Below are 17,057 nucleotides of genomic sequence, written 5' to 3'. Positions count from 1 at the left end.
ATCAACGCCAGCTTGGCATTGCGAAACCGCAGTTTGTCCAAATCGGTTTTAATGACATCACCTTTACCTGAGGACGCTATTTTAGTGGAAACCCAGCGCACTTCGTCATCCTGTTCAATGTAAATATCCGGGTTGACTAAGGTGACATCTAGCTTCAACTGGCGATTAAAGATGAGTTGTAACAGGTTAAAACCTACTTCCACAGCTTCGACTGCAACCCGATCTGAATCTGTGGGTGTGGCTGGGATAGCTGAAGCCCCAAACTGCACTCCCGTCAACGAAAATTGTGTGACTCTTCCCAGTTTTACCGGACGATTGAGTGTAGTGGTGAGACTTTGTTGTGCCAAAGGTGTTAACTCTGTTTGGACAAAAGTCCACAACCGCCAAATACCGACAATAACCCCTAACAGTAAAAGTCCACCCAAGGCAATGCTACCTCGACTCAACACCAGCAACCACAGACGCTTGCGGATAGGGTAAGGGGAGTGATGATCTTGATTGGGAGATTTAGTCATTCGCTTTCACTGTATTAATTGCCGGATGTCGCTGGCACGCACAAGCATTAACTGACACATAGATTCAGTGTGCCATTTCCAGGATACGCCAACTAAACCCAAGACATCATTAGTAGAGTTATATATTTGCTTCGAGCGATCGCTAAACATAATCCACTATTAGCGATCGCTTGCTTCTTAGTCGGATTATATGGCTTAAGCGACATTGAAGAAGATATACCTCGGCGGGTCGAAGGTGACAGGCGATCGGTAGTTGCATAATTTCCTCATTATATAAAGTCTTACTTTGGCTCCATGCCACAATATTCTTAGGGCGACTTAGCAAAATAAACTAAAAACTCAGTATGCCATCCTCAGTCGATGATCAGGTTTTATACTTTTATGCTAGGCTTTTTGATCTCATATTCTCTGAGCCTTTCCGTGGACGAATATCTGAGTTAAGAAAGCTGAACCCTGTCATTCGTCAGGTCGAGGTTGCCGCAGATGCAGCATCGTCGTCTTTAACTCGTTTTTTTCTCAACCAAAAATTGAGTGAAGCAACTGTTAAGGACATTTTGAGAGGCTTTGCGGCAATAGGTGAGTTACTGGAATTGGAGAACATTGCCAATCCTAACGTCACCACTGAGGAAATTGTTGAAAATGTGCTAAGTCGTCTGCCTTGTCCGCAGACAGTTCAGCAGACATATGGGCCTGTCTATCGTTTAGCACTTTACACCGTAGTGCAGGTGTTAATGCTAGTTGGGCCAGTCATGGCGGAGTGGCAAAAGCTTAAGTTCTCCAGCACCTTTGAGTTACCTGGGAGAGTAGTCAACAAACTGAATGAAATCAGTAACCAAATTGATGCTCAGGGTAAGTCAGGGCAAGCTGGAGCAGATGAGAGTTATGAACTTCAATATCGTGACTATCTGCTGCAACGGTTCCATCGGGTTGAAGCGGGAACAGTGCGAATGACCACCAATTTAGATGTGGACTTGCGTGAGTTATTTGTCATGCCTCGTGTAGTGGTGCAAAAACTTTCTCAAGATGCAGATGATGCGGAGGCTAATGCTTCAGTATCTTTGATGAGTTTAGCAGCAGCACGTCGGCTCTATGGAGAGCGCAATAACCATGATGAAATGCTCCAGCAAAGAACAAAAGGAGAAGAACCAGAGGAGAAGTTACCACCTACTGCCCTTGAACAGGTGAAATGTTCAGATCGTAATGTAATTGTTGGTTTGCCGGGTGCAGGTAAGTCTACTTTTTTCGAGTGGTTGCAAGTCAAGCTAGCTTCAGTTGAAGAAAAGTTTATCTTGGGGGATCAGCAAGCAATTCCACTACTGCTACGGGTGCGGCAACTCGATTTACAGAATCTACCTAGAGGGGCAGCTTTAATTGAAAAGGCAACTGCCAGTAAAGACCGGGCTGATTTAATGCCGGATGGTTGGATTGAGCGACAGATGCAGGCGGGTCGTGTCTTGTTTATGCTGGATGGTTTGGATGAAACAGAACCAGAACTGTGGGATAAATACTTGATTCCCTGGTTATTTGATTTACTAAGAAGATATCCAAAGTGTCATTATCTGATTTCGTCTCGTCCTGTAGGTTATCCGCCTGGTCTACTTCACCAGATGAAATTCATCGAGTGTAATTTGTTGGACTTTAATGAATCTCAAATCCAAGAGTATACCCGTCACTGGTGTACTGCCATACGTTTAGCTAGGAATGAATCTGAAACTGAGGCACGACGGGAAGGTGAAGGAGATGGAAACCGGATTGTTGAGAATTTTAAAGACCATTCTTACATTCGCAATCTGGCTCGTAACCCTCTGATGCTTTCGGCTATTTGCCTGGTTAATTACTTTGAAGGAGGTAGTCTGCCAGAAGACCGCGCTCTGCTGTATCGGCTTTGTGTTGAGGGATTGCTCCATAACTGGGATCAGCGACGCGGAATTCATTCTGAGTTTGGCTTTGACGAAAAGCTTCGCACTTGCCGTGAAGTAGCTCTAGTAATGCAGGCAGAAGACCGGGCTGAGTATGATGCAGTTCAGGTACAAGAAATTTTTGCAATGGTTTTGGGAGATTCAGAACGGGCTGCTAAACTGCTGGAACATATTCGCTATCGCACTGGTTTATTACTGGAACGTCGCCCAGGTATCTTTGGTTTTGCCCATCTTACGTTTCAGGAATATTTAGCAGCAAGGGCTGTACATGAGGGCAATCGGCTTGGTGTGGATAAAGAGCAGTTAGTGCAAGAACATGATGATGGTCGCTGGAAGGAAGTTATTGCCCTTTACTCTGGTTTAGCAACTAAGCCTGCTGTGCGTGATTTAATTGAACAATTGATAACCCAACCTGATACAGAGTCTCTATCTGAAGTTCTGACAGAAGCCTACCTCTCAGCAGGTTTAGAACTAGCTCAAGATCAAGATTTGCGTCGGCGAGTATTAGAGCGAGTAGCGATCGCGCCAGCAATTTCCTTTGGAAGACAATCATTAAGTCGATTTCCACAAAAAGAAGTTACACCTCTTGCCAATGCGCTTGTTGGTAGTATTAAAAGTAATATTAGGCTCAGTGAATCTTACAGATTCTTATCTTTAAATCCAACAATAGTAAATATAAAACTTCTGTTAGAAAAGTTAAAAACATGGCAAGATAAGAATCCATTCCAACTCTCAGAAATAGTTTATCTTTTACATAAAACTGCACCTGATGAAATATTAGCTAAAATAGCAAAAATGACGGATTTATACGCCTCAGTTGGCCCTAATTTTAGGGATACTGAAGTTTACCATTCTCAAGCAGAGATTGCTTTGATAGGGCTATCATCTCGTGATTTTGACAGCAGACAAGTTACAGAAGGCTTTACGGCAGTTTTTCGCATAGTTATAAGTGTATTCTGTAGTTCAGAAAGTCTTTCATGGGGTACTTTACATTCATTTGAAAGCCTTTTGAGAGGAGAACTAACAGAATTATCGACTCTTCAGAATCCCGAAAAAAAGCAGGAGTTTGCATTATTAGCAAGAAAATTGGCCACCCATCTCAAGAGGGTGAAGCTGGAAACAGAACCAATAGAAGTTCGTCCGAGAGCCATAAAAGCCTTAAACAATTGGGCAAACTTACTTGAAGGCGTGAAACCTGAAGAAAAAACATCACGTAAGTCTGCATCCGTTAAAACCCAAACTAACAAACCTAAACCTAGAAAGAGGTAAATTACCTTGAGTAGTGAGTCAAAAATATCCCCTGCCTTTGAGCAATTTCTTGCCGACACTAGCGAAGATGACAAGCGAGATGCAATTGTTATCTACCAAGCACCGCCAATTGAAGGTTTACCCTTACGTGGTCGCTTACGAGAACTAAAACGACGATTAGATGAAGTAAAAGAACAGGCACAACTTCAAAAAGCAGTCGAACAAAAGGTTATCGCTAACTACCAAGAAGCTAGCCGTGATTTGGGTTACACAAAGCAACCGCTCAAAACCTCCTCTATTGGTACTGGTACACTGCCTGTAGCCACTATCGAAGTTACTCGCAAAACCCTTAAAACTTTAGCAGCACAACCTGGTGTTGTCGCTGTTCTCCCAAATCAAAAAATTCACCTCATCCGACCTCAAAAAGTTGAATATTCAGCACTGATTGAGCAGGAAAACCAAGATAATCTGACTTGGGGTTTAAAACAACTTGAAATTCCTCAACTCTGGCAAAAAACAAAAGGACAGGATATTAATGTTGCAGTCCTTGATACAGGGGTTTATGCTGCTCATTCAGCCCTCAAAGATCGTGTCAAAGATTTTATTGTTATCGATCCACTGGGACGACGCATCAAGTCAGAGCCAGCCTTTGATTGTGGGCAACATGGCACTCATGTTTGTGGAACGATCGCAGGTGGTCAAACTCCAGAAGGTATTTCTATTGGCGTTGCACCCCAAGCAAATCTGTTTGTTGCAGGTGTACTAATTGGCGATGCTACCTTGCGAACCTTAATGGAAGGAATTGCTTGGGCAATTGAAAAAGGGGCAGATATTATTAATATGTCTCTGGGCTTGAACTACTATGAGCCTCTGTTTGCCGAAATTCTGGAAATTTTGCTCAATCAGTATGGCATTCTGCCTGTGGTAGCCATTGGTAACGAAAATCACGGTAACAGTAGTTCCCCTGGTAATGCTTACAATGCTTTCTCCGTGGGTGCAGTGGAGAAGATTGAGCCTAGTGGTGTTGATGTCAGCTTCTTTAGCAGTGGTGCAAGTCTTGTTTTTCCTGGACAACCAAATAATTTGGTGACTAAGCCTGATATTGTTGCCCCTGGTTCTCAAATTTACTCATGTATTCCTCCCACCAAAGGCCCCGACGGTACTTATGAGTACAACTTTATGGATGGTACTTCAATGGCAACTCCTCATGTTGCAGGAGTCGCTGCTTTACTAATGGCAGCAAATCCAACTGCACCCGCAACCGATATAATAAGAGTACTCAAAGAAACCGCTTATCATCCAAATGGTTCTCCACTCCGACCTTGTAACCGCTGGGGAAATGGATTAATTCAACCTGTTGAGGCATTAAAAACACTCACCCAAACATAACTGGGGGTAAGCACGATGCATAGGCTTGATGCACCCAATCCAAACAAGGTTAGCCCTGAGTTTGCATCTCGGTTAACAAATCTTGAACCTCAACAAAAAGTCCGTGTAATTGTCTTACTTCAGGTTGAAGATGCTCAAAACTTGACAAATAAGCGTCAATCACGTAATGAGCGCCAAGCTGTAATCAAAGCTGTGCAGAAGTCGGCAGAACAGGCTTTAGGAAACATTATTGGAATTATCCAAAACTTTGACGGGCGATCGCTGACCGAACATCCTGACTTGTTGGGTTCTATTCCACTTGAAATTACAGTCGCTGGTGTCAATGCCTTGGCTGAATCTGAGGCAGTTAAAGCTGTAATAGAAGATCAATCTATTTACCCAATATCCAGAAAATAAGCAAAATAATCACCTTACCAGAGCATTGAGGCAGTAGCGATCGCCTATCTCGCTTTTACTTTCACCTGGTTCGAGTGTGCCCAATTTATGCATCTAGCTTAGTGGTCACTCAGTTTCTTTGGAGTATCCCATTGTCTTGAAAGAACTGCACCTTAATAATGCTGTAATCATCTGTTTATTGTTTTGCTAGGCAACACCCAGTCTCAGCCAGAGTCAGAATGGACACCACAAATGTCAGCGGAGTTTCAGCAGCGTTCCCAAGAAGCAATTACTTAACTCGCAGGTAAAAACTATGGGAATACAGCCTTCGAGAATGAAAAGAGATCCTACCCTAGAGCGATGATGGATTTTCTTGCGGGTAATCGAGAAAAAGCGATCGCTTTTCTGCAATCTGAAGACGTTGATGCTTCAAGAAATGCTCACACCTTGGGAATTGACTTTTACTCTGGCTTTACCCTCAAAGGGCAAGTCCGAAAATACTTCTACTTTGGTAAATATCTTGACCCAAATTATCGCCAGCGCATGAAGAAAGCGATGGCGATTTGGACTGAAAAAGACCCACTGACACGTACCTTTCTTAGCCCTCGAAAATTTTGGTCGGCTTCAACTGATAACTGTGATACTTGGGTTGACTGCCGCAATACTGATAATTTAAAAGCAATGCGGGAAGTAGCAGTTTATTTATTTGCTGAAGAAACAGGCAACGAAGAGACACGCAAAATATATAAAGAACGTATCCATCGCAATGTTCGCACTCTCTACCAAATTGGACAAGGTGAATGGGATTCGGAAAACTACTTGGGACACGCTGTTACTACTTATGTAAATCTCTACGATTTCGCATTAGACCCAGAGGTTAAATCTCTGGCTAAATCTGCACTCGATTGGTTTTTCACTGAAGGCGCTTTGAAATATTGGCGGGGTGGTTTTGGTGGGTCCTCTAAACGCGATTATAGTCAGGGGAACTGTATTTGGTGTTCTCTGGCAACTCATGAATTAGGTCTATATTTTGGGGATTCACCGATGGCAGATCCCAAACCAGATGCCGACGAAGTACACCTAATTACCAGCAGTTACCGTCCACCAAAAGCTATTGTTGCCTTAGCACACAAGGAATTTAAAAAACCTCTAGAACTACTAAATTCCAAACCAACTTACGAAAACTGGAAACCAGGAGGAGACGCAGCACCCCAGTTTTACGAAACCCTTTATTTTGGTAACACGTTTCAACTGGGGACATTAGCTCAAGGTTCTGGCGGGGACTGGAATGGTTTTAAAATGATGGCGTTCAATACTAAGCGGGGGGTGGATTACTTAATCGCAGCTACCGGAACCTGACTTTTCCCGTTAAGTCTCTGTTGCAAGCTGCAAACCCTCACAGAGGTCGTGTAATTTTAACCAACCTCATCCTTGACTTCAAGCAAAACCAATTGACATTGCACGTTCATTCAATCGGCGATCGCCTAACTCACAAGTCGCAAAATTTTTCTCCCACCAGTCCAACATGATTTGTCGCCTCTGATACCACGCTTGGCTTATTTTACTGCAAACCTTCTAATTTGCCCTAAATCCTTTGTGAGCAAGCTTTTCAAGACTTAACGGGAAAAGTCAGATTGATCTACCTATTGTTCTTCAAAGCCTTCAATCTACGTCCTTCTGGGCATCTAACAGTTTGTATCAGAAGTTGTTAGATAAGCACTCCTAGAAACTCTTAATATTTTTGTCTCCGCATCACTTGTACTATATAAATTTATTGGAGAAGAATGCAGAATTTAGAATTCAGAAGTCAGAATCAAAACGCTCGCAGACCCGCCACTGATTTAAGACCCAATTATTAATCCACTTTTTCGGTTAGAATTCAGAATGAATTCTGATTCCTGACTCCTGAATTCTGTTTGATAAACTCGCCCATCTGCTGCACCTTTGGCTTTCAAGTTCGCACGAATTTTTAATTCTACTTCCAAATAAAGGCGTACATTATGTACGCCTCTATAGCTGATTTATTTGTTGCCAAGATTGTTGAAAAATAGTCTACCTCAATATATTTTAGTTAAAAGAGCTTGAGAATAGATTAGGATCTAAATCAGTAGGAAATAAGAAAATTTCCTTACCTTCTAGGTTTGCCTTGTGGTACAGCAAAATTGCCTTTTCCAAAAAACAATATTTAATTGGAACCCATCTATCGCTATAAAAGTAGACAGTCACTCGGCTCATTGCATACTCTTTCAATGGTACTGGAAGGTACAAAGACGAGTCCACAATTTGAACCTCACTTGTTGAGTCCATACTTTGAACCTCATCTGTTAAGTATATTTACTCTTACTCATCCCTTTTATCACTTTCACTTATCCAGATGATTTTTAGTAACTATCTTAAGACCTAAACTATGAACCTCAAAGGTTCATAGTTTAGGTCTTTGATCCCTGCGAGCAAGCCTTAAAAGCCAACACTCAGATTGACGACTCCTTGAACATCCCTCGCACTGAACAACCTGCGGTTATTACCGTTTAGGGATGTCTTCGTCGCCGTCCGCTCCCTATCCCCACCTTATGAGTACATTGAAGGTGGGGACTTCCGCGACACGTTAAAATCCTGCCAAACGATGCGAAGTTATCAAACTCAAGGATGATGAGTAATTAGCAACTAAATTGACAAAATGACTCTATAAAGAGTGGTATTTAAGCGATAGACAGCGCTCGCAAAGGATAAGGGGCATGATTAAATCTTGGATGGTGATTGGGGGTGTGGCTTTTTTAGTTGCCTTGGCAGCTAACGTGATTACGCCTAGCGATCGCCTATGGTTCAAGCGCTTACAACGACCGAGATGGCTAACTTTTGAGGGCGCGATTCCAATTATCTGGATTGTAATATTTATTTGCGGTGCTTGGTCAGCTTATATTGTCTGGGAAAAAGACCCAGGAAGCACCTCAACCCGGTTAATCATGGGTTTATATCTGCTTTTAGAAATTGTGACCATTGCCTATACGCCCGTAATGTTTAAGCTTCGTAGTCTAAAAGTGGGTACAGTTATAGGTGGCACAGGTTTGCTCATTAGTGCTTTATTGATACTTGCAGTCTTAGGTTTTTCTGGTTGGGCAGCACTTTTACTACTTCCTTATTTACTCTGGAGTCCCATTGGTACTTATACCACTTGGCAGATGGCTACTCTCAATCCTCAAGATGCCTAAGATTCGCACCAGCGAATGATTCAATTTATGCCCAAAATTGTCAAACTTGCAGTGTATGACTTGATAAAATACACAAAGCTTGAGTGCATTATGATTCCATCTTGGATAATAATTGGGGCTGTAACTTTTTTCGTCGCCCTTGGTAGTTTCTTGATTACGCCGCGTGATGTTAAATGGTTTGCACACTTAAGTCGCCCTCGATGGCTAGTTTTTGAGCCACTAATTCCAATTATCTGGACTGTAATTTTTATTTGCGGTGCAGCTTCAGCAAATGTTGTCTGGCAAAAAAATCCAGGAGGCATAATTACCTGGCTATTAATGGGTTTGTACCTCCTGGTGGAAATGATCACCGTCGCCTACATACCTGTAATGTTGAGGTTTCGCAGTCTCAAAGCTGGGGAAATTCTTGGGCTAATGGGTTTGATTTCAGGCGTTGTCCTCGGAGTCTGCGTTTTGCCGATTTCTGGACTGGCGGGGCTGTTACTCCTTCCTTATTTAGTTTGGACTCCCATTGGTACTTACACCACTGACGAGTTAAAGGAAATAAATCCTCAAGACGCATAGAGTCAATAGCAATGTATTTTCCTTCCCCTGCCCTGTCCCTCCAGGGCTGTTTCATTCCTTAAATTGCCTCATTTTCCATCTCCCTCCTCTTCTTTGGCAGTACGATATAAACGCAAAGCTATATCGCCACGGGTGGATGTGCAATGATGCTTGTACGTCAAACTTTTTCAAAGCCTGATATTCAACTTTCTTACTTAGAGTGGAACCAAGGTCAAGAACCTTTGCTGCTGTTGCACGGTTTAGGCGACCATGCTTTAGTATGGTCTAGTTTAGGAGATTACTTGGGGGCAGACTACCACATAGTTGCGCCAGATATGCGCGGGCATGGCCAAAGTAGTAAGCCTGAGAGAGATTATAGTTTTGAAAGTGCGATCGCAGACCTTGAAGCACTCATGGATCATCTCGGATGGACTTTTGCCCATATTGTAAGTCACTCGTGGACAGGCAAACTAGCCGCAATCTGGGCAAGACAAAACCCAACGCGTTTACGCAGTATAATTCTCGTCGATCCGATTTTCATTTGGAAAATGCCCAGCTTTCTCCGGGTAACTTTTCCAATGTTGTATCGCTTCTTGCCTTTTCTCAAGAGCATGGGCCCCTTTGCCAGTTATGAAGAAGCCGAACAACAAGCACGGCAATTAAAGCAATATCAAGGATGGAGTTCCTTACAGCAGCAAGTTTTCCAAGCCGGAATAGAACAAAAACCCGATGGTACTTGGGGCAGCAAATTTACTATAGCTGCCCGCGACGGAATTTTTGAGGAAGTCATGCAAGTGCCTGGTTTTACAATCTCCCTTCACACCCCTGCCCTCTTCATCCAGCCAGAACAAGGTTTAAACCGCCAAGATTGGCAAATCCAACCCTACAAAACCCATCTTAAAAACTTACGCATCTGCCAAGTTCCCGGCAATCATTGGCCGTTTTTGACACAACCAGAAGCATTTAACCAAACAGTAGCAGCTTTCCTCGCAGAACACAGGTAAAAAAAATGGCATTGCTGAATCAAAGGATGAAATCATGTATTTCCCTTTGCGTCTTTGCGCCTCTGCGTGAGACATTCATCCCGCAACCATCCAACACCAAAAAAATCTCTTAATTATTTAGACGGGATTATCAAACGGGAACAGAAGAATTAATAGTAGCAATGTCTACGTTCCCTTTTTAGTGACAGATAAGCCAGTCATGAGCCTTTGTATCAATCCCGTTTGCCCTAAACCAAATCACCAAAATAATGATCAAAACCGCTTTTGTCAAAGTTGTGGTTCGCATCTGGAATTGCTGGAACGCTATCGAGTGACGTACCTGTTGAGCGACAAAACTGGGTTTAGTAAGGTTTATGAGGCATACGAACAAGATACACCCAAAATCCTCAAAATACTCAAAGAGGATCTATCAGGCGATGCCAAAGCAATAGAACTATTTCAGCAAGAGGTAACTGTACTAGGACAACTGAACCATCCCGGCATTCCCAAAGAAGATAGTTACTTCCAGTATCAAACCCGAAATGGTTTGGTGTTGCATTGTATTGCAATGGAAAAAATCGATGGATTGAACTTAGAAGAGTGGCTAAAGCAGCAGAATAGCCCCATTTCACAAGAACAAGCTATGGACTGGTTGAAACAACTGGTAGAAATTTTAGATTTAGTGCATAGCAAGCATTACCTACATCGAGATATTAAGCCATCTAATATCATGATTCGCTCGCCCCTTGATAAAGAAGATTGGGGAGAGCTAGTACTGATTGATTTTGGCACCGCCAGTGAAATCACCAAAACCTACCCAGAGCAACTCAGCAACGGCGACGGAATGATAGCACTGATGTCATCTGGCTACAGCGCCCCAGAACAAATGAATGGTCAAGCTGTACCGCAATCAGATTTCTTTGCCTTGGGACGCACATTTGTATTTTTACTCACGGGATACCATCCTTTGGATATGTATGATATCCAGCACAATTTGTTGCACTGGCAAAATCATGTCATCGATATCTCACCCTTACTGTTGAATTTAATTGATTGGCTAATGGCATCGGATATACAAAAGCGTCCCGCCAATGCCCAGGAAATTTTGCAGTGCTTAGAAGAAGTTGAAAAACAACTAATAGAAACTAATGTAGAAACCTTTAACATTGAACAGTTTCCTCTGGCAAATCCTAAAACTTTGTCAACCCTATATCAGCAGCAAGAAAAAGTGCCGCTACTAGAATTTTTTGCAGCGCTGCTATTGACATTAGGATTACTTAGTATAGTGGCTTTAGCAACGCGGACATCAAAATTTTCTTTGATGCCAAATTACGGACAATCTCCAGAAAGGAAAGGTAAGATTGATTATTTTCCTTATCAAGAAGGTAGAGATAGTCAGGGGAGGATAGCCGAATTTAATATCGCTGTTTTATCAGTAGAATATAAATGGCTTGTAGGTAGCAATTTTCAAATTAAATATAAAAATGATGAAATTATTAGTCTTGACCTTTTAAATTTGAACCTAGAAAAAGAAGGTATAGAGAAGATAATGGAAGTTCCCACTGAAATTATCTCTGTAGGTACAGCTTCTTGTAAAGGTGATATAGCAGTTCAAGAACGTCTGGCTTTAGAACGTTCTAAGCAAATAAGACTTTTAGTTAAAAAACTATTTATTAATATACCAAGTATTAAAGGCGATCGCTTATTAAATTTAGGTCAATTTCAACGGAGTGATTGTCAGGCAAAACAAGATTTAACTACATATCAGAGAAGCATTATAATTATTGGCGTAAAAAAACAATCAGCAGGTTTAAATCTAGATGAAGCGCTACGAGATAGGTTAACAAAGAAACCTTTTGCTGATTTTAAATTGGAAGATTATTCTTTGGGAGCGGTGGATAAGTTTAAGACAATACCGAGTAATTTATAAAATCTCTAGCAAAGTACATCAGTGCATAGGCATAGGCGATCGTAGATATCGCATCTTTAACTATAAACTACTACAATAGTCATTTACTTCCTTATGGTTAAAGCCGCAGATATTAGCACCAAGCGATTAATTAGCCTCGCACCCGAAAATTGGGTAAAGTGGGTAACACAGATTCCTGATATTGTATGTGGTGAAATTCTCAACTCCGAATTCCAGTGGATTAGCCGTGAGAGTGATGTATTAGTCCGCGCCACCAGTCCAAAATATGGCGAATTTCTTGTACTCAACGAGTTACAATTGCGCTATAAACCTGAAATGCCCAAACGGATGCGGGCTTACACAGCACTGGCAGAAGAAAAGTACAATTTGCCTACTTATCCAGTATTGGTTAACATCCTCAAAGAAAGTGATGTTGAAATTCCCACCAGCTATGAATCGCAATTTGCAGGTTTACAGGCGCGTCAAGACTACCGCGTTATCAACCTTTGGCAAGTCGATGTGGAAATCGTTTTTACTCAACCTGTTCCCTGCTTGCTTCCCTTTGTCCCAATTCTCAAGGGAGGTGCAGAAGAATCGACTGTACAACGGGCATTGCAAATTCTTCGCGCCGATGAGCAATTGAGCCAGTTAGAAATTGTTATGGCTTTTTTTGCTACCTTCGTATTAGACAGCGCTTTAGTTCAGCAAATCATGAGGTGGGATATGGCAGTGTTACGCGAATCTCCCTGGTATCAGCAAATTTTTAGAGAAGGGGAACAACGAGGACGGCAAGAAGAGATGCTTTTAGGTATTGAACTCGCTTTAGAGATAAAATTTGGCGTTGAGGGATTACAAGTGATGCCAGAAATATCTCAAATTTCTGATTTAGATAGATTAAAAGCAATTCAACAGGTAATTAAGAGCGTGAATACTCTAGATGAATTACGGGAATTGATTTGAAATAATGGAACTTTCTTGAGTTTGGCAAATCATGAGGTGGTATATGTCAGTGTTTGAGAAATCTTTCTTTTATCAAGAAATTTTCAAAAAAGGTTATAAAAAAGGTTGGCGAGAAGGTTTTCTACCTGAACTTGAATGTGCTTTAGAGAGAAAATTTGGCTGCGAAGGATTAAAACTGATGTCAGAAATCTCTCAAATTTACGATTTAGAACAATTAAAGGCAATTTACCGAGGCGTATTAAAGATGAATACTTTACATGAAGTGAATGAACTCATCCGCAGCCTTCAAATTTCCTCAACTTAGCCAAACTCTGGGGTGATAAATTTCCTAATTATGAATTATAAATTGTTCATGCTCCCATCCCAGAATACCGCTTCAAACCTGCACGCCAAAGCAAGCGATTTGCACCTAAAAACACCAACATCCAACCCACCATTGACCCAAATCCTTGCCCTACATCCACGGGTAGCCCTACCAAAAGACTCGCAGGAAAATTAATCAAATAGGGAAAAGGCGTAAACATTACTATTTTCCGCACATTTTCTGGAAAGACTTCTAAAGGTGCTATCAAACCAGATAAAAATAGATAAAATAACAACCAGAAATTTTCTAAAGCGCTGGCCCGTTCTGTCCAAAAGGCAAACATGGCAAAGGTGTACTGAATCACAAACCGCAAAGCAAAAGCTAACACCGCCGCTAATGTAAACAGCAAAAATCTGTCTAAACTTGGTATCCAAAAAGCTTGGGGATAAAGAATAAAAAATAATCCCACTAATGGAAAAGCAAAGGTTAACCGAGCAAATCTTTCAGCAATATGTCCCGCAACATGATGCCATACTGGGTCAAGTGGTTGTAGCAACTTGGGTGAAAGCTTGCCTTCCACTACCTCTCTTTCAAAGTCCCAAATTACCCAAACAACTGTGAGTTGCCTAATAATGAAAACCGTAATGAAGTAACGAGCAAAATCCACAGGTGATAGCCCAAACTGCCCACCTTGTGATGCTTGTATCCAGATACCCATGAGGATAATCGGCAAAGACCCAGCCAAAACCCATAAAATTAGTTCTGCTCGATACTCAACCATATAGGCGTAATATATTAACAATAAAGTTACGGCTTTTCTAATAATCCGCTTCATTTATTCACTTCCCGCTACAAACATTACCCACTCTTGTAGAGACGCGATTAATCGCGTCTCTACTGTACGACACCTGCCTGAAAAACTCGTCCAATCACTTCTTCTACAGGCGGTTCGGTGACAGTTAAATCAATTACCTCCAAATTTGCCAAAATCTCAGAAACAGTACGGGTGAGCGCCTCTCTCGACACCATAAAATGCACCGATCGCCCTTCTAAGAGTTTTACGTCTCCATAGGTCATGAGTTTTTCTATCGGTAGAGGCTGTGCTAACTCTATGTAGACTTCTCGGTAGGGAGCAAAACGTTCTAGCAGTCCATCTAAGCTACCGTCATACATCAGCTTTCCCTCGTGAATTAACAGCACCCGTTGACATAAAGCTGTGATGTCAGCCATGTAATGACTCGTCAACAGCACTGTTGCTTGATAACGCTGATTGTACTCGCGCAAGAACTCGCGCACTGCTGCTTGAGCATTTACATCCAATCCCAGCGTTGGTTCATCCAAAAACAATACGTGAGGATGATGCAAAAGTGCTGCTAACAATTCTGCTTTCATTCGCTCACCTAAAGACAGTTTCCGCACTGGTTGAGTAAGTTTACCTTCCAAGGAAAGCATCTCTGTTAATTCCCCCACCCGTCGCTGGAACTCTTTATCAGAAATGTTGTACACAGCAGCGTTAATTTTTAAAGAATCTAGCGCTGGTAAGTCCCAAATTAGCTGCTGCTTTTGCCCCATTACCAAGGTAATTTTTTGCAAAAATGCTTCTTTACGATTAAACGGAACTTGTCCAGCTACTCTGACAGTACCGCTAGAAGGATGAATCAACCCCGTGAGCATTTTGAGTGTGGTGGTTTTACCAGCACCATTTGGCCCCAAAAACCCCACGATTTCACCAGGGGCAATTTCAAAGGAAACATCCTGGACTGCTTTAATTGAGCGGTAGGTGCGGCGAAAAAAGTGGGTGATTGTGCCTTTAAAACCCGAATTTTTAACTGCTACTGGATAAGATTTACTCAGATTTTCAGCAATGATGATTGACATATTTTTTATATTAGAACCACAAATCTAAGTGAGCAAGAATAAATCAAACTATATTATGTAATGCAAAATTAATTAAATTGGATCTTAGTAAGGGCTTCAGCCCTTACTACAAACCTTTAATTATTCACGCCTACGAACTCATGCAGGGCACAACATATTAGGTTTTACCGTAAACGTCCCGATCGCAATGTACTAATAATTAACCAAAAACCCAATAAACTAGCGACTGCAAACAGGATGGTGCTTAAAAAAGATAGCTGATTTGTCTGCGCTCTGGTAGAAATAATTGCCGCACCCATAATCAGCGAACCCACTAAAATACTAAAAGATAGTCGGTTAGCCGCATCGTCCATAGTGCGCCGCACGCCATCTAATCCTCGCAGTGATAGATTCCACTGTAAGGTTTCCGAAGTAACTCGGTCTAACAACAATTCGATTTGGCGGGGAGATTGGAGAGACAGACTTTTAATATCTAAGGCTGTTCTGAGGAGCGATCGCACTGGATTATCTCCTACTAACTGGCGGCGAAATAAGTCTGTAATTAATGGTTTGACTTCATCAAAAAAGTTAAGCTCTGGGTTGAATGTCCGCGCCACACCTTCTAAATTTGCTATGGTTTTGGCATACAAACCCATATTACTAGGCAACCTAATTTTATTGTTGCGGGCAACTTGTAAAACTTCATAAATTATCTGACTGAAGTTTATTTGCGTTAGGCTGACGTTGTGATATTTTCGCAACATGCGATCGTAATCATTTTCTAACCGCGACAAAATTACTGGTTGAGCAGAATCTGATAGCTGCAAAGTTAACTGAGCGCACCTTTGAGCATCTAAATCAACGATCGCTAACAACATTTCTGTTAATATCTGCTGTGTGCGGGGATCAAGTCTTCCCACCATCCCACAGTCTAAGAGGGCAACACGACCATCTCTGAGATAAAACAAGTTTCCTGGATGGGGATCAGCGTGAAAAAAGCCATCAATATATAGTTGTTGAAAAAATACCCGAAATAACAAAGTAGTTATTTCTTTCCGCTCTACAGCAGGGTCTTTACCATTGTTATTACTGTTCAAATCCGCCGACAGGAACGGCACCCCATCCAGCCATTCCATCACCAGTAATTTTTCTGTAGTTAATTCCCAGTTAATTTCCGCAACCACTATTTGTGTCGGATCAAACCAACGACTTTTAGATAAGTTGCGCCGCAGTTGGTCTGTAAAACCTGCTTCCCGTTTAAAATCTAACTCAGCTTCTAAGGCTTTAGTAAATTCTTCGGCGATAGATTTGATTTCGTAGGTTTGCCCAAAGTCAGTACGCGCCACTAAATCGGCAATACCTTGAATTAAAGCAATATCTTGGGCAATAGTAAGATCAATTCCCGGACGTTGCACTTTCAAAGCGACTTCTCGGCCATCTGCTAATGTAGCTCGATGTGTCTGGGCAATTGATCCCGCCGCTACTGGGATAGGGTTAACTGTGCTGAAAGTTTCTGCTAGTGAACGTTTTAATTCTTTGCGGAGGACTATTTCTACCTCTGACCAAGGAACTGCTGGTACTTCGTCTTGTAAAGTTGATAATTCTTCAATGTAAGCGGCGTTAAGTAAGTCGGGGCGGGTAGAAAGTAGTTGACCGAGCTTAACATAAACTGGGCCCAAGTCTATCAGGATATTTTTTAAAACCGCAGGTGTAGGTAGCTGGGGTTCATCAGCTTTGCCACCAGTAAGTAGCCTTCGCATATAGTCCCAGCCATTGCGAAGGAATACTTCCAGGATTTCTCGTTGACGGGGAACAGTTTGGGTGAGGAACATTTTGGGGAAGGGGG

15 protein-coding genes and 1 pseudogene are annotated in these 17,057 nt (G+C 42.0%); 11 read left to right on the top strand and 5 right to left on the bottom strand.

The window, feature by feature from the left end; all coding sequences use genetic code 11:
• A partial coding sequence (locus F8S12_RS39350; protein WP_196521712.1) for a hypothetical protein occupies window positions 1-515 on the bottom strand: 515 nt, incomplete at its 3' end.
• A gap of 126 nt (window positions 516-641) precedes the next feature.
• On the opposite strand from F8S12_RS39350, the gene F8S12_RS41895 reads away from it, so the two are divergent.
• The 5 genes and pseudogenes from F8S12_RS41895 to F8S12_RS39330 all read left to right on the top strand — a co-directional run.
• Window positions 642-776 (top strand): hypothetical protein, encoded by a 135-nt coding sequence (locus tag F8S12_RS41895; protein ID WP_269144874.1) that lies wholly within the window; start codon window positions 642-644, stop codon window positions 774-776.
• An 83-nt stretch (window positions 777-859) separates the two neighbouring features.
• Window positions 860-3,703 (top strand): NACHT domain-containing protein, encoded by a 2,844-nt coding sequence (locus tag F8S12_RS39345; protein ID WP_196521711.1) that lies wholly within the window; start codon window positions 860-862, stop codon window positions 3,701-3,703.
• Window positions 3,704-3,709: 6 nt separating this feature from the next.
• Window positions 3,710-5,071, top strand: a complete 1,362-nt coding sequence (locus F8S12_RS39340) for a S8 family serine peptidase (RefSeq protein ID WP_196521710.1) — start codon at window positions 3,710-3,712, stop codon at window positions 5,069-5,071.
• Between the two features lie 15 nt (window positions 5,072-5,086).
• Window positions 5,087-5,467 carry a hypothetical protein gene (locus tag F8S12_RS39335; RefSeq protein WP_196521709.1) on the top strand — a complete coding sequence of 127 codons (381 nt, stop codon included), beginning with the start codon at window positions 5,087-5,089 and terminating at the stop codon, window positions 5,465-5,467.
• A gap of 231 nt (window positions 5,468-5,698) precedes the next feature.
• Window positions 5,699-6,802 (top strand): annotated as a pseudogene (locus tag F8S12_RS39330) (hypothetical protein); the annotation flags it as partial.
• Window positions 6,803-6,883: 81 nt separating this feature from the next.
• Here the strand turns inward: F8S12_RS39330 and F8S12_RS39325 are convergent.
• The gene (locus tag F8S12_RS39325) at window positions 6,884-6,973 is read right to left on the bottom strand and encodes an IS4/Tn5 family transposase DNA-binding protein (RefSeq protein WP_230968081.1); all 90 of its coding nucleotides are present in this window, start codon (window positions 6,971-6,973) and stop codon (window positions 6,884-6,886) included.
• Window positions 6,974-8,181: 1,208 nt separating this feature from the next.
• On the opposite strand from F8S12_RS39325, the gene F8S12_RS39320 reads away from it, so the two are divergent.
• The 6 genes from F8S12_RS39320 to F8S12_RS39295 all read left to right on the top strand — a co-directional run bounded on the left by F8S12_RS39320 (window position 8,182) and on the right by F8S12_RS39295 (window position 13,354).
• The gene (locus tag F8S12_RS39320) at window positions 8,182-8,655 is read left to right on the top strand and encodes a TspO/MBR family protein (RefSeq protein WP_196521708.1); all 474 of its coding nucleotides are present in this window, start codon (window positions 8,182-8,184) and stop codon (window positions 8,653-8,655) included.
• 90 nt (window positions 8,656-8,745) lie between these two features.
• The gene (locus F8S12_RS39315; RefSeq protein WP_196521707.1) at window positions 8,746-9,219 is read left to right on the top strand and encodes a TspO/MBR family protein; all 474 of its coding nucleotides are present in this window, start codon (window positions 8,746-8,748) and stop codon (window positions 9,217-9,219) included.
• 146 nt (window positions 9,220-9,365) lie between these two features.
• Window positions 9,366-10,202, top strand: coding sequence for an alpha/beta fold hydrolase (locus F8S12_RS39310; protein ID WP_196521713.1), 837 nt, complete (start codon window positions 9,366-9,368; stop codon window positions 10,200-10,202).
• Window positions 10,203-10,401: 199 nt separating this feature from the next.
• Window positions 10,402-12,111 (top strand): serine/threonine-protein kinase, encoded by a 1,710-nt coding sequence (locus F8S12_RS39305; RefSeq protein WP_196521706.1) that lies wholly within the window; start codon window positions 10,402-10,404, stop codon window positions 12,109-12,111.
• Window positions 12,112-12,204: 93 nt separating this feature from the next.
• A complete protein-coding gene (locus F8S12_RS39300) occupies window positions 12,205-13,050 on the top strand; it encodes an Rpn family recombination-promoting nuclease/putative transposase (RefSeq protein ID WP_196521705.1) in 846 nt (281 codons plus the stop codon).
• Between the two features lie 49 nt (window positions 13,051-13,099).
• Window positions 13,100-13,354 carry a hypothetical protein gene (locus F8S12_RS39295; RefSeq protein ID WP_230968585.1) on the top strand — a complete coding sequence of 85 codons (255 nt, stop codon included), beginning with the start codon at window positions 13,100-13,102 and terminating at the stop codon, window positions 13,352-13,354.
• A gap of 46 nt (window positions 13,355-13,400) precedes the next feature.
• Here the strand turns inward: F8S12_RS39295 and F8S12_RS39290 are convergent, their stop codons facing one another.
• The 3 genes from F8S12_RS39290 to F8S12_RS39280 form a co-directional block, all read right to left on the bottom strand.
• Window positions 13,401-14,189 (bottom strand): ABC transporter permease, encoded by a 789-nt coding sequence (locus F8S12_RS39290; RefSeq protein ID WP_196521703.1) that lies wholly within the window; start codon window positions 14,187-14,189, stop codon window positions 13,401-13,403.
• 59 nt (window positions 14,190-14,248) lie between these two features.
• On the bottom strand, window positions 14,249-15,232 hold the full coding sequence (locus tag F8S12_RS39285; RefSeq protein ID WP_196521702.1) for an ABC transporter ATP-binding protein: 984 nt from the start codon (window positions 15,230-15,232) through the stop codon (window positions 14,249-14,251).
• A 164-nt stretch (window positions 15,233-15,396) separates the two neighbouring features.
• Window positions 15,397-17,043, bottom strand: a complete 1,647-nt coding sequence (locus F8S12_RS39280; protein WP_196521701.1) for an ABC1 kinase family protein — start codon at window positions 17,041-17,043, stop codon at window positions 15,397-15,399.
• Window positions 17,044-17,057: the final 14 nt, after the last annotated feature.

Origin of the sequence: Nostoc sp. WHI, from assembly GCF_015714725.1 — a bacterium.
In the GTDB taxonomy this organism is placed as follows: Bacteria; Cyanobacteriota; Cyanobacteriia; order Cyanobacteriales; family Nostocaceae; genus Nostoc.
This window is presented reverse-complemented; position numbering and strand designations above follow the sequence as displayed.